At 57.5% G+C, this 13906-nt stretch carries 9 protein-coding genes; 3 read left to right on the top strand and 6 right to left on the bottom strand.

Annotated features, from left to right (window positions below; all coding sequences use genetic code 11):
• The first annotated feature begins 111 nt into the window (after positions 1-111).
• Positions 112-1359 (top strand): NAD(P)/FAD-dependent oxidoreductase, encoded by a 1248-nt coding sequence (locus tag AVL48_RS24190; protein WP_061986868.1) that lies wholly within the window; start codon positions 112-114, stop codon positions 1357-1359.
• On the opposite strand, the gene AVL48_RS24185 is transcribed toward AVL48_RS24190, so the two are convergent.
• The 3 genes from AVL48_RS24185 to AVL48_RS40875 form a co-directional block, all read right to left on the bottom strand.
• Positions 1356-2390, bottom strand: a complete 1035-nt coding sequence (locus AVL48_RS24185; protein ID WP_244162584.1) for an NsdA family TPR-like regulatory protein — start codon at positions 2388-2390, stop codon at positions 1356-1358. The genes AVL48_RS24190 and AVL48_RS24185 overlap by 4 nt on opposite strands.
• A 710-nt stretch (positions 2391-3100) precedes the next feature.
• Entirely contained in the window at positions 3101-3958 is an 858-nt protein-coding gene (locus AVL48_RS39175) for a hypothetical protein (RefSeq protein WP_061986872.1), read from the bottom strand.
• 1046 nt (positions 3959-5004) lie between these two features.
• Positions 5005-5349 carry an HNH endonuclease gene (locus AVL48_RS40875; RefSeq protein ID WP_074038261.1) on the bottom strand — a complete coding sequence of 115 codons (345 nt, stop codon included), beginning with the start codon at positions 5347-5349 and terminating at the stop codon, positions 5005-5007.
• A 211-nt stretch (positions 5350-5560) separates the two neighbouring features.
• On the opposite strand from AVL48_RS40875, the gene AVL48_RS39170 reads away from it, so the two are divergent.
• On the top strand, positions 5561-6163 hold the full coding sequence (locus AVL48_RS39170) for a hypothetical protein (RefSeq protein WP_143104735.1): 603 nt from the start codon (positions 5561-5563) through the stop codon (positions 6161-6163).
• Positions 6160-6837 (top strand): hypothetical protein, encoded by a 678-nt coding sequence (locus tag AVL48_RS39165; protein ID WP_143104736.1) that lies wholly within the window; start codon positions 6160-6162, stop codon positions 6835-6837. Before AVL48_RS39170 ends, AVL48_RS39165 begins: the two co-directional genes overlap by 4 nt.
• Positions 6838-7062: 225 nt before the next feature.
• On the opposite strand, the gene AVL48_RS24170 is transcribed toward AVL48_RS39165, so the two are convergent.
• From AVL48_RS24170 to AVL48_RS38560, 3 genes are all read right to left on the bottom strand, one after another.
• Positions 7063-9447 (bottom strand): phage/plasmid primase, P4 family, encoded by a 2385-nt coding sequence (locus tag AVL48_RS24170; RefSeq protein WP_074038260.1) that lies wholly within the window; start codon positions 9445-9447, stop codon positions 7063-7065.
• Between the two features lie 1783 nt (positions 9448-11230).
• On the bottom strand, positions 11231-12034 hold the full coding sequence (locus AVL48_RS39160; protein WP_143104737.1) for a hypothetical protein: 804 nt from the start codon (positions 12032-12034) through the stop codon (positions 11231-11233).
• 16 nt (positions 12035-12050) lie between these two features.
• A complete protein-coding gene (locus AVL48_RS38560; RefSeq protein ID WP_061989096.1) occupies positions 12051-13871 on the bottom strand; it encodes a recombinase family protein in 1821 nt (606 codons plus the stop codon).
• Between the last annotated feature and the right edge of the window lie 35 nt (positions 13872-13906).

Below are 13906 nucleotides of genomic sequence, written 5' to 3'. Positions count from 1 at the left end.
TACTGATGGGTTAACCGATCCTTCGGATCGTGATCGACTTCCGGCTTCGCTGGGCCGGACGAGGCGGAACGGGAGTAGCGTCCGAGGGAAAGCCTGCTTGGGAGGTCATCGATGTCCGAACCCAGGAAGATCGTCATCGTCGGAGCCGGTCTCGCGGGCGCGACGGCCGCGGGAACGCTGCGAGAACGTGGCTACGCGGGCGAGATCCTGCTGCTCGGCACCGATACGCACCGCCCGTACGAATTACCGGCGTTGTCCAAAGGGCTTTTGCTGGGCAACACCGACGAACCCGATTGGGTGCACGACGCGGGTTTCTACGAAGAGAAGGACATCGCGCACAAGAGCGGGGCGACCGCGACCAGGATCGAACTCGGCGCGCGCCTCGTGGTCGACGACGCGGGCGGCGAGCACCGGTTCGACCGGCTCGTGCTCGCGACCGGCTCCCGGCCACGGTCGCTGCCGGTCCCCGGTGGTGATCTGCCGGGTCTGCGGACCCTGCGCACCCTCGATGACGCGCTGGCACTGCGTTCGGCGTTCAAGGACGCCGAACGGGTGGTGATCGTCGGTGCCGGCTGGATCGGGACCGAGGCCGCGGCGGCCGCCAGGGAACACGGTGCCGAGGTGACCGTGGTCGACCAGGTCGGCTCGCCGCTGCTCGCGGTGCTGGGCGAGCAGATTTCCGGGGTATTCGAAGCCCTTCACGCCGAACACGGCGTGAAGTGGCGACTGGGGGAAGGCCTCGCCGGATTCACCGGCGGTCCGGACGGCGTGACCGGTGTCCGCCTGAAGAGCGGTGACGAGCTTCCGGCGGACGTCGTCCTGGTTGCCGTCGGCGCGGCGCCACAAGTCGACCTCGCGCACGCGGCCGGCTTGGAGCTGTCCGACGACGGTGGTGTCTGCGCCGACGCCGGACTGCGGACCGCGGCGCCCGACGTCTACGCCATCGGCGACATCGCCGCGCATTTCCATCCGCGCTACGGAAAACGCGTCCGCGTCGAGCACTGGGCGAACGCCAAGTGGCAGGGCGAGCACGTCGCCGGGAACCTGCTGGGGGAGAACGAGCCTTACCGGAAGAGCCCGTACTTCTTCTCGGACCAGTATGACACCAACACGGGTGGCCCAGCGATCGGCTGTGAGTACCGAGGACTAGCCGACCTTGAGCGCGATCACCTGGTGGTGAGGGGTGACCTCAAGGCGTTCAACTTCACGGCGTTCTGGGTGAGCCCTGACGGGGAAGTACACGCCGCTATGAACGTCAACCAATGGGATGATGGCGACGCGTTGAAACGCCTGGTCGATTCGCGTGTGAAGGTCACAGATGACGCCTTGAAGTCGGGGAGCCTCGCTGACCTTGGCTAGCCGTCCAACTCCGTGAGCTTCAATCTCCGCTCAGCCCATTCACTCTCACGCCATGATGTAGGCATGGCAGCGATTGCGTCACGGGCGACGCGTGCTGCCTGCTTGTCGTCGCCGAGTGCGTGGAGGACGAACGCACGCTGACCTTCGAAAAACGACGGGACATACCAATAGGAGGATGCAGGTAGTTCGTCGCTGTCCTCGGGTAGGCGATTTACGAGACGATCGGCATCACTCAGAACCTTCACCGCCTCACGCTTGACCCCATCACGCGCCAACAGCTCGGCGCGCTGAAACTCCGTGTAGGTGCGGAGGCCGATGTTCACGCGGTCATCTCGTCCTGCCGCAGCGTTCAACGCTTCCGCGCTACGTAGGTCGTTGCGCCGCAGGTTGCGATATGCCGAGAACGACAGTGCCATCGCCAGGCGTTCAGGGTCATCGGCCTCAAGGGCTAGCACAGACGCCCGATCGAGGTGACGCTTCGAATCGTCCCAACGCTCAAGCGGGATGCTCAACCACCCAAGGTATTGCTCAAGCTCAGACAACAGCCCTACGGCGTCCGGGCGAACGTCACCACGTGCGTTATCCGCGAGGCGCGTAACCATAGAGCGCTGAGCCTGCACAGTTGAGAGGACGTCGGCGGCACTGGTGGCATCTTCCAAGCGCCTAACGCTGGCTAGAACGTCGGCAATCGCTGCAAGGGCCTTGTGATCGGTGTGAACGTGTCCTGAGAGGGCCTGAGAGACGCGCTCAGCGTCCTTCGAGGAGACGAAACCTAAGTCTGACTCGTTGGCGTCGAGGGTGGCGCACAGAGCGGCGCGGATGATGGGGGACGGGCGGTGAACGATGCCGCGTTCGAGCTTCCCGAGGTGATTGCTGTCGAACGCTGAGAGGCGACCCTTCGGATCGTTCGCCGTAATCCAGTCCCGCACCAGGGCGGCTAGTTCGTCACGGCCCATCGACGTGCCAGGGTGAAGGCGCGACGACATGCCCTCACGTGCCAGACGAAGACGGTCGTTCGCGCTGGTGGACACAGGTCCGAGGATACAGCTTCCCCAACCTTCCCTCACGCCTTCCCTGTGCAGACTGTCACCTAGGTTCGACGCTCTGCGCATGCTCCCTATACCGAACCCTTGGGGGCCGCTGATCAGCATCGGGGTGTTGATCGTGCTGCCTCTGTCCGTGCTCATCGTTCCGGCCGTCCGTGATCGCTTGGCAGAGAGGAGGCGCAACCATGGCACTCGCGTTCGTCCGGCTACGGCCCGGCATCGTTGGTGAGACGAAGCGCACGACACATCTCGTGGAAGTCGTTGCAGAGACAGGGAAACTCATGTTCCTGCCCGGCTTCGGATACCCGACGTTGTGCACGCTTTACTTGCAGCCCAACAGTTTCGATATCCTAGATGGCGTGCAAGGCATGCCGTGTGATCGCTGCCTGCTCAAGTCCCCGTCCCCTGAGCCTCCACCCGCGTTGGTGTTGGACGAAGCTTCCTAATCCATACAACAAAAACCCTGTCACCTGAGCGTGTTCATGGCGCTAGGTGGCAGGGTTTTTGTTTGCACACATGGGGTTTGGCGAGAGGAAAGGACCGCATCCCACGGTGCGTGGCACAGGACACGTGACAGGGAGGAGGTGAACATGTCCCGTGCTTTGTGCCTGAATCGTCGGGGATTCGAGTCAGGCACATGGCGCAAGCGCATCAAAGGGCAAAGGATCAAACCCCTGAGCGCTCAAGCACCCGTCTTACTGAATCGTGGTTCCGGACCAAACAGGGAACTCAACGCCTCCCGGCAAATCACGGGCTTCATTGGCAGGGATCAAACGTCCATCCTGCTCAGTCCAATTTAGTGCCTGACCGTTCAATTCGTTCTCAACTGCGTGCCGAGCATCAAGCGGGTGTACACAAAAGAACACGTTGAAGTTCTTTAGGTACGTGGCCATCTCAACGGAGACAACGGGGACGTTCGGGAGGTTGCGCGCGATCTCAACCAACATAGGTGACTGTACGCCCGTGAAGTCGTAGAACGGGATCAGGTCCTTAACGGCCTGCAACTCGCGCTGCTTTCCAACACGCACAGGCGCGAGGAATTCCACAAGCTCAGTCAAGAGGGCGACAAGCTCAGTGAGCGCCGGAACGGCAACGCGAAGACGCTTTAGGCCGTCGATTGAGTCGCGCTCCTGCCTGTCCCATAGGGCAGGGTTCATGGTGAAGGCATGTGGAACGGCGCAAACGTCCGTGGTCAGCTTGTCCAACTCCTTGTGAAGCTTTACGGCAATGGCGTCGTACATTACTGCTGTGTGCTCAACTAGCGCGTTGTACAGGTCAAGGTCAAAGACATTGCGAGCATTCTGCATCTGCTGCTGAGCACCCGGAGAAGAAACGGAGGCAGCGCGGACAATGCGATCCAACAGCGCAGGCGCATCCTTCGCTGCTACGGCCGCTAGTTCAGCATTTGTTGGCGGAGTGGCTAGGTTGTTTAGGGACTCGGCGCGCTTCAACTTATCGACCAATGTAGCCGATAGCTTAAAGCCCAATTCCTTGTAACGCAAAAGGATGGAGTTCGTGCGTGTCGTGCGTAGGATGATTTCGGGGGTCGTCATTTTGGTTGTGTCCTTTGCTGTGTGTTGTGTATTCACGTCAACCTGTGACGTGTCATTGTGTGCCCGCCAGGGGCGAAAGGGGTGGAGATGAAACCCGTACATCTGCGACCCCAAACAATCAAAGTCCGCGACGCTTACGCGATGCTCGCTTCTCTTCCTCGGAGCGGGGGTCCAATTCGTCACGTCCCCATGGTGCGGGAACGGGGTCTAGCAGCCATTCATAGCCCTGTGTTGCGGGACCACGGTCGAACGCAATTCCCTTGTCCCACTGAGAGCGATACTCCATGATCCATGCGATATGAGAGCAGGGAGCGCAAGCGTTATGGGCGCGTCCTCGGAGCTGTACAACACGCGTGGAAGTGCCTGCGCAATTCTCGCCCTCAACCTGACAACGTGCCATCACTTGTCCCCGTTCTTTTGCTCTGCGCGCTTGCGTCGCATTCGGTCGCGATGACAGGCGCGGCAATAGCGATAGCCCTTGGCGTCAGTGCGCGTGTTCTCTTCGGTGAATTCGTGCCCGTTAATGCACGTTGGATATTCGGCACGGTAGCCGCCACGGCCCATGCGATAAATACCTTTCAGAATTGTGCGAAAAATTCATTCAAACTCCCGCGCGACCCGGAGCCTGTTATACGGGGCGAGTCAGAGGCCCCCGTCAGGGGCACACCCCCCTGGGTAAACGTCCACGAGGACGCGTTTTCCTGTGCCCTGCGAACGCACATAAAAGCGAAAATAAAAAGTGCGCGCAGAATGCGAAAGCGTAAAGCGAAGCGTGCGCGGTGTCCTGTGCACTGTGCCTATCCTCGCTCTCTCATTCGCTCATGCCTACTGACTCTGTCTCAATGTGCGTGTGCTGTGCTCGCACCTCACGTGCCACGCGTCGTGTGCCATGTGTACGCGAGTAGCGAGGAAGGTGCGCAGAGGCAATGCGAATGGCTGTATCTGCATTACGGTCGTTCATGGTGCGCATTACCCCTGTGCGTTCGGGAACATTGGGGGCTGATATGTCCCACGTGCAATGTGCGACGTTGTAATGCCCCTGGGGATTACTTGATACGTCCCTTTGTGCTCTTGACGTATGTCTGCTCGCTACGTGCTGGCCCGTAGTACAAATTCTCTAGACGTGCATCGGTGCTAATTCCATTCTTGAAGTGAACGGACATGCCCTTTGGGCGTTCGCCTAGGAATGCGTTAGCCACGAGAACGTGAACGGCTCGTTGTGTAGGAACCCTATCGTCATGCAAAGTGACGCGTGACCACGGACGCCTATCAGGGTGCGTGTTGTATTTGTACTGAGCTAGCACCCTGCCGTTGCGTCGAACGCGCCCTAGGGTAGATACCTCATAGCTTGGGAAACCATCGATAGGTGCCCAATGCTCGTTCTTAGACATGCTTCACGCCCCCTTTCAAAGGCTAAGTAGGCTGGGTTATCGGCCACCATGTGGCCCGCAATATAAGACTACATATAGGGGTCTCCGGGCCGTGATTCTTATAAGAAGAAATGGGGTCAGGTGGCCGGCTAACAGGGCCAATAGCTGAAGCCGCGGTGAGGGTCATTAATGGGTTAAGAGGTATCAGAAGTAGGTGCGCTAGGATCTCGCTATGAACAACGCGAGTCAGGCGCCGTGGTGGCTCTCAGTCCTTACGGCCTTCATTGCGGCATCCGCAACGTTAGGTGCAGTGTGGGTCACGAACAAGTACAGCTCTCGGCGGTCAAATGCCGAGCTATCCAACACGCGGACACAATTTGAGAAGCAACTGAGTACGCAGAGGGAACAGTTTGTAACTCAGATGGAGGCACAGAGAGAGACGGAGCGACGCAAATTGGTGCACGATACGCGTCAAGCGCTCTATCTGGAGGTTTGTGAGGCGTTTAACAGCGCTGACTTAAAGATCGCTGAGATGTGGCAAGAGCTGAATGTTGAGACGGAAGAGGAAGATGAGGAGTGGCACATAACGCCTAACCCTGTACCAACTATGTCCGAGCTTTATCGACTGCGTACCGCATGTTTGATCATGGCATCTCAAGAAGTTGGGGAATTGGTAAATGAAATCTGGATAGAGTTTCGTGATCTGAGTGCGAAGTACCACGGGGCATTGCAAGAACATGCACCATTGGATGTTCTTGAGATCTGGAAGCCTGCGGTCGGGAAGTTCCGTAAAACGATCGATCTTATGCGCCGTGACCTAGGAGTGGTCGAATGAACAACACACCGGCGTGGCTGACAATCGCAGTTGCTGGGAGCACGGCCCTAGTTGCGATCCTGACGGCATCAATTACGACGTGGTTGAACGTGAAGAGTGCGAATAAGCGCTCCAAGGAGGAACTGGCTAGTCAGCGAAGGCAGTTTGCCGAAGAGCTTGAGCATCAGCGCGCTCAAGAACGCTTCAAGCTGCTATTCGATCGCAAGGTTGAACTCTACACAAACACACTAGGTGCTATTCGCGAGCTTTCAGATGTCTACGTCAGGATTGAAGCAGCGTACGACACCGCCTTAGAGCACGGCGAATTCCCAGTAAGCTTGCAGGAAAGGGCTGTGGCGGATAATGAGCGCCTCAAGGGTATAGGGTCGACCCTGTCGGATCTAGCCATAGAGTCGTTCATTACCTCAAGTATTGACGTGTCGTTGGTTATTCAACGCATTGGGCACGACGTTGGAACAATAGCGAGTTTGGTGCGTAAACATCATGAGGCAGGAACATGGGCACAGCTTGACGTGAGGAAGATCCGTGACTTCCTGATGAGAAACCACGGGGTTTGCATTCAATTGATGGCATCCGATGTTGGCGCGGATGGTAGTGGACCAAAGGAAAATATCCCTGAGCCAACGCCTGAAGAGCTTGCCGGGTTGTTGAGGCCGCCGAACGTGGAAAATTGAAGTAGGCGATTCGGGGGTTTGCTTCGCTTCGTCAGCACTAGGAGGGGTTTGCAAGCCTTTGACCTGGGGTTTGACGGTTTGACGGTTTGACGAAGAGTTCGGAAAGTATTCCTGGGGAAAATTCAATCTTAAATCCCTGAAAGGGTTCCCAAACCTTTCGTCAAACCGTCAAACCGTCAAGGTGCAGGTCAGAGCGTTGCGAACTCCTAGAATCCTGACGAAGCGCTAGAAGTTCCACGATTCGTTAACGCGCCACCCAAGGAACTCCTGTCCATTCACGCCCTTGACAGCCTCTCCTAGGAGTGGTTCGAGTGCGGGACGGAGGCGACGTGATGACATACGCCCGGCAGGCTCCCTAGCTGAGTTGTCGTAAAGGCCCTTCAACGTTGAGAGGGTCACCTTGTCACTTGGGTTCCCTGTCTCCGTGAGGAAGCGCTCTACAAACGTCTGCTGCCATGCTTGCTCATTCCTTGCCTCTTCGGTTGCAGCACGAACAGAGTCAGGAATGATCAGCCCGTTCTTGAAGTAATCGGCGAGCCCTGCGATAGCCCATGCCAAGATCACGGGTGCCTGCTCGCTCATAAGACGATTCATAGTCGTCTTGTCCATGCGCTCATTCACCGGGATTACTTCGGCGAACTCCACGACGAACACGCGACGCCAAATCGCCTCATCACCCTGAAAGTCGGGCAGGCTATTCGACGTTGCCCACGGGACGAACTGCGGCAAGAATTCAATCTCAGACTGATACAGCGCACGGGCACTGATCTTCTCGCCACCTGTCCATGCCTTAATCATCTCCACGTCGACATTGCCCGAAAGCTCACCCACGTACACCATGCGCTTTCCTAGCAATCGTGCCTTGTCCGGGGATGCGTCACCACCTGATCGCTTGGATTCACGGATAGTCCCATGGCTCACCTGTGCTGTAAGGGAGTCGCCAAGAGTCGCGGTAATGGCCGTAACAATCGTGCTCTTACCCGTGGCAGGTTCGCCGTGGCAGATCACCATGATTTCCTTACGGTTGTCGCCAAGCAACGTTAGCCCTGCAACCATTGCTAGGAATCGCTGCACCTCTACGTCAGGCTGCAAACGGTCGAGGGTGCTCTGCCAATATGAACCCTCCACGCTTACGTCAGGGTCATACTTCACGGGTGCCTTGCGTGCAATCAAGTGCGAAGGGTCATGCGGCAGTAGCTCGACATTCCCAGTTTCTGGGTCGAACTTCAACGTCCCATTTTCCACGGTGAGCATTTCAGGGTGTGTGTCGAAGTCTGACACGTCCGCCGCTAGATAATCCTCGGCGTGCTGAACAACACCATTGCGCCACTGGGTGGACTGCACACGTTCCAACAAGTCGGCCCAACGGCTTACGTCCGCGCGGAGGCTCACCCAATCAGAGTTGTTCTCGTATCGGCGCTGCAACTCCTTGGCGTCAAGTGCTGGGTTCTGTACCTTAATGTCGTTCTCAATGCGACGTGTCTCGCTGCTCAGGCTGAACAGTTCATCGCGAATCTCAGCCGTGAGCGAGTCAACAGCGATTCGCACATCACCCACATTCTGAGGCTGCCAATATCCGCCCTTGTATGTCCTCCACCCGTCACCATTCACGTACTTCAACCACTGCCCATAGCGCTCCCTCAAGCGAAGTGCAACGCCCTGCTGTGTCGGCTCCAAGAGCCCATCACGGCGTGCCTTTTGCTCAACGATCCGAGCGTCGTACCAAGGAAGGATTTCCCCGGCATCGTCGGGCGATTCCTTGGCGTCCATCGTTTCAAGCTTCGTGCGCTCAGCTCGTGGCGTGTAGCGCTTAGGGTCGCTTTCCGCCCACTCCTTAGCCTGCTCCACGATGTTGTCACGATCCTTTGTGTCTGTGCCTCCGCTCACGTCGTAGGCCGTTTCAATTGCTGCCTGCACATCTTCCCAATCATCTCCACTCCATGCGGCACATCGGAAAGCGTTAGGGATTTCGCGGAGCATGACCCCATGCCTTTCCCCGTCTCCCGCTTCGCTGATAATCTGAATGCTCTTTAGCATCCACTCGCGCATCTGGTCACGCTCTTCATCGCTCAGCTTTGCGGGATCAGGAAGATTCTCGGCGGCCACGCGCTCAGCCTTACGAATGAACGGGATCAGTCCATCGGGCGCATCCGTGATTTCGTGGTCATCCTCAACGACGTAATCGTTTCCGTCCACGGTTGAGGTAGGAGCAACTACGTACCCGCCATCTCCGCGCACGTCCAAACCAACGCTGAGCTTTCCAATACTGTTGTTGACCTCAAAGCCCGGATAGTTGAAGAACACATGCCACCCGCCGCTAGGAGTGCGGTGAATGCGTGTCCTCGGTAGAGCGCCCCCGCATAGCTGCGCTAGTGATTCGAGCGTGCCTCCGTGCTTAGGATCGATATCAATGACGAACAGGCCAGAGTCGCGCCCTGTCTTAATTGCGATGTTCGCCGTGGCATCGTTCAACTCAGGTAGGAAGTCCTGCGAATCACTTACGTTCCATGTATTCCACCCTGGGATCGTGGCACGCTTCGCGTTCGCTGTCACAGGGATTAGAACCCATCCGCGAGCATGTGCGTACGCAGTGAATTCATTCCTCAACATGTAGAATCTCCTTAGTAGGTTCGTTTCGTGGGACCTGTGTCCCTGTGTGTGTTGTTCTCTTGTCGTGTTGCGTTGAAGCGCCTTGCTATGTCATTGGAAACGATGGTGTAGCAGGGCGCTTTTCATGTCCTTGCACGCTTAAGCTCTTCCACCTGTTCGCGTAGCTCGGAAACAATGTCCCAAAGCTCCCCGATTTCGCGTTCACACATGGTGTGGTCACAGTCGTTCATTGTCATTTACTCCTAGAATTTGGGTGCCCTGAGCCGGCGAATTTTGCAGGGAATTGCATAATGTGTTGGTGCTGTGTCGCTTCATCTCCGTGAGGAACAAGAGGACGATGCACAGTCCAAAGGTTGTGATCATGTGACACGCTCACTTTCGAGCAACGTAACACGTTCGCTCAGTTCATCAAGCAACGCCTTTAGCTGATCGATGTTTGCGCGGTTCTGATTCACGCGTGCGCGCTGGCAGATCTTGCAGCGACCATCCTTGTATCGGTTGGTTGGGGCGTCGGGGTGTCCACACCTAAGCATCTTGGAAGTTACCTTTCTTGGCCGGAAAACGCCCCCGCAATCGGGGGCTTACAAGTAATCTACATTCACCAGGTCATCCCTCAGGTTTTCCTCAGGATTCACTTTGGTCATGTGCGAAATGACCCTTTATCAATCGTTCCGCGGCTTCATTTATGACAAGCCTCAATCACGGATATTCGAATGCCATGTGTCACGCGATCATCTCGCCCGTGGAGTAGGGGCGTGGCATCGGCCGTGAGCGTCCCGTGAAACGTCGTATGCATCAAGTGCGCGCCGAAGCTCGCAGGCCACGTACTCAGCGTCCGGCGACTCTCTGAGCGTTTGCTCTACGTGTCGCGTGGGGACGTCCACGCGTGCCCTGATCGGTCCCTTGGCATGTGTCATGTTGATCTTGTTCCTTCCCTGTCGTTGTGTGCCCCTCCCCGTTGGCTCTCCGTCGCTGAGCGGTGCTGGTTCCCCTTGACTACATGCAGGGGTTGTCACGCTGGTGACCTGCGATTTTCGTGGACAAGGAAAGTTGTCGGTGTCGGCATACCTCGCCCGCTCATGTGCAAGTGCAAACATGACGATGACGTGTGCGTGTGCGAACGTCACCTTGCGTCGACTCGCTGACCTGCGAAAATGACGTTTGCATTTGTTCACGTCACCTCGAAATGTGGTCTTGACCAGGGGAAGTGACACTTCAGGGAGGTGACGGGTGGATTTTTCTTCCCTACGCACGCGTGCGCAGGGGCGCGCAAGGATCAAACCTCAAAGTGGCGTCTAAACCGTCACCCGTCACCTCCTGCGGCGTCCGCGCTCTCAGGTGTCCAGGTTGTCGGCAGAGGCAGCGTCAGGCGCTCAGAGGGCACGTGAGACGGCAATGCGAGGCGGTTGGGCGTTGCTGGCACCATGTGCCGTCGGCATGGCCACGGCTCACGGGGGAGTAGCAGAGTGAAGCGGGATGAACACGGATCGTTAGTGCCCACGCGAGGCGGTCACCTGTGGCGCGTGAAGGTGCAACGGCCGAATGGGAAGCGTGCCGAATATCGGATCGTGGAGGCGCGTGACGCTGCCTCAGCTCGGCGCAAGGCTGGTCGTATGGCTGAGAGCGCCACCCTGTACCGCCGCTCCGACGAATGGCCGCCGAAGACCTTCCCCGCTGTGCGTGCAGCAGGCCGCGTGATCGCTCGTGTCGGCAAGGGTGTGGGGCGTGCGGGTGTGAAGGCATGGCGTTGGTGGCGGAACAACGATGCACGGCCGTATGGCGGTTAAATCGCCGTCAAGTTTCCAGGCGTGAGAATTCCTTGCGCGAGTTCCACGAAGTCCGCCATAAACTGCGGTAGTGCTGATTCGTGGACGATGTGCACCTCTGCGCTGTGGTCGTCAGTTTCATGTGTTGGAACGATCACGGAGTCGCGGTCAGTCTCGGTGACCTTTATGTCGTTGTTCTCGTCAAGTTCGGCAACGAATAGACGGCATGTGGTAACGACTAGCGGAAGGCAGTACTGCGCTCTCAGTATGTCGTTTGTCTTGGTGACGTTTTGAAGTACGCCAAATGCTCCTGACGCTGCTTGGCGCGTGGCTTCATATGCGTGGTCCTTGCCTCTTCCGTCGCCCTTCTGAGTAATTCCGTAGCATGGATTATGTTCACCTTGAAGCAAGGCGGGAACGGGGCTTTGTGTATAGGCGGTTGCGATTGGTCCACTGTCGGGCTGAGCAAAGTTGCTTGGCGCTGACCTCAAGAACATGATGTGGCGTCCATTTGCGACGTAATCTTCATCTCGGTGGCGAAACAGAATCCAAACACCGTCCGGGCCTTTGTATTCAACGACTAGATGAATCCATTTGTGCTCGTCACCGATGACGCTAGCCCATGACGCCATGATGTCGACTTCGCGTAGCTCGTTTGTTTTCGGGTCAGTGTAATACTGGGATTGACCATAGACGTCGGGACCGGCGCTGCGGATTACTTTGGCTGCGCGCATCTCCAGCGGGAAGCCGCTTTTGTTCAACCAGTCGACGACGGACGATTCAAGACTTTTGTGGCCTGACTGTGCTGCACCCTTTGTCATGATGCACTCCTTTCGTCTACTGAGTGTCACGCTTCGGCGGGTTCGACTTGGGTACGTCTCCGGGGATCTTCACGACGACACCGCCGACCGTCCCGACGCTTCCGGGTTTGCTCCACCAGGGCCTAAAGGTATCCCCAATGGCATCCCATCCCGTACGCGGTTCGAATGTCAGGATCGCAGGGTTCATCAAATCAATGCGGCGTTGAGTCGGGGCACGATGCAACTTGATTGTGAATCCATCGATCAACCATCCGCGTCGTGTCGTGAGCTCGGCCTCATCCCACATCGCCTGCGTCATCTCGCGTATCTCATCGCCGTACTGCAACTCAACAAGCGTCGGAGTCATGTCCTTCGCGGTGGGGTCGATGCTCATGCGTTCCAAGTTGAGTTGGGTCACGACCTCACGCAGTTCCTCCAAGAGGGGGTCCTTGCGAGTGGTCGAGGTTCGCGCTAGGGCTTCAAGCTCTGCCTCTGCCTCTTCAACTTGCTGGTTATAACTCACGAGAGTGCTGACGACGATGGCAGCGGAGAGTCCTTGCTTTGATGCTTCGGCTTGAAACTCTGACAGTTGTTCGCGCGCCGTTTTCAATTTGGCGGTGGCGGTCTCGAAGTCACCTGCGTTAGTGACTTCGGGGTCGTATCCTCGGATAGTGTTCGAAATTTCATCGCGTAGTGAAGCGCCGAGATAGGCGATGCAAGCTTCGGTCGCGAGGACGTCGCACCAACCCTGTTTCTTGACGACGCAATATTTCGCGCGGCACGTGTAACTGTCACCTTTGGTGCGCAACTTATCCCCGCATACCGCGCACATGGCAACTGCTGCAAGTAAGGTCTTGCTCTCGGGGCCTGGACTCGTGCGACGTTCGGGGTCCGTCAGCTTGCCGTAGAGCGTGTAATACGTGTCATCATCAAGGATCGCTTCCCAGTTTCCTTGAACCGTGCCACTGCCAACAACACGTCGACCGATTAGCGAAGGGTTCATGAGTGCCTTGCGCACTGACGACGTGTTCCACTTGTTGCGACGCTCAATCTGACGCTTCCGGCGTGTGTATTCAGTGTCGGTCTTCTCCCAGTGATTCGTCACAGCCTGCTCATCGAGCGCTTCCAGCAGCTCTTTGCGCTCGTTCTCCGCTGCTTCGTTCCAGAGGCGTTCGACGTCGCCAAGACTTATCTCGTCGGCAATAATCCCGTTCGCGGCCACTTCAACAAGTAGGGCGTTCTTCTTGTGCTTGAACTGCCGTGCCTTTTCGCCAATATCGCGGGGAGGGCGGAAGTAGCCGAACGGTACACGTCCTGCGGGAGGACGCCCATCCGCTACTGACTTGATAACCCCCTTCTTGACACGGTTCGAGATGCGTTGCGCCTCCTGTGCCGCTAGGAGGACTTCAAGGCCAAGTTGAAATGAGTCAGTCTCATCGGCGGGGTCGAGGTTCTTACCCTTCGCGTTGATGATGACTTTGTGTTTGATGCACAGTTGGGCAAGGCGTTGATACTCGACCTGTTCGCGGGTCCCTCGGCTGACCTCCGAGAGGATCACCGTGTGGATTTGATCGCCTTCACGGTCAAGGGTGTCTAGGAGGCGTTGCCACCCTTCACGTTCAACGCCTCGCTGCGTCCCGAAGATGCTCGCGCTGTCAACGTCCTGGAACTCATCGGCAGGGGCGAGTGTGAGCGCTTCGCGATCGGCGGTTTGATGCGCTTCGCTCTGCTGGCGCTCGTTACTACGCCCGACCTCTGTAGGGTCGTTCGACGTCCTGTAGTAAGCGAGAGCCCGGCGTGACGGCATGTTGGCAGCGTACGTCGTCCCAGTGCCGTTGTTCTGTATCAGGTTGACCACGGTTGACCTCGTTTCGCCTGGTGACGGGCCACGTC

The organism is Amycolatopsis regifaucium (assembly GCF_001613935.1).
Classification (GTDB): domain Bacteria; phylum Actinomycetota; class Actinomycetes; order Mycobacteriales; family Pseudonocardiaceae; genus Amycolatopsis; species Amycolatopsis regifaucium.
The sequence above is the reverse complement of the archived record's forward strand: the minus strand, read 5'-3'. Positions and strand labels throughout refer to the sequence as shown.

Bases quoted from the DNA above. Each gene is read 5' to 3' on its own strand.
- AVL48_RS24190 (WP_061986868.1), top strand. From the start codon at position 112: ATGTCCGAACCCAGGAAGATCGTCATCGTCGGAGCCGGTCTCGCGGGC.
- AVL48_RS39175 (WP_061986872.1), bottom strand. From the start codon at position 3,958: ATGACGACCCCCGAAATCATCCTACGCACGACACGCACGAACTCCATC.
- AVL48_RS40875 (WP_074038261.1), bottom strand. From the start codon at position 5,349: ATGTCTAAGAACGAGCATTGGGCACCTATCGATGGTTTCCCAAGCTAT.
- AVL48_RS39170 (WP_143104735.1), top strand. From the start codon at position 5,561: ATGAACAACGCGAGTCAGGCGCCGTGGTGGCTCTCAGTCCTTACGGCC.
- AVL48_RS39165 (WP_143104736.1), top strand. From the start codon at position 6,160: ATGAACAACACACCGGCGTGGCTGACAATCGCAGTTGCTGGGAGCACG.
- AVL48_RS24170 (WP_074038260.1), bottom strand. From the start codon at position 9,447: ATGTTGAGGAATGAATTCACTGCGTACGCACATGCTCGCGGATGGGTT.
- AVL48_RS39160 (WP_143104737.1), bottom strand. From the start codon at position 12,034: ATGACAAAGGGTGCAGCACAGTCAGGCCACAAAAGTCTTGAATCGTCC.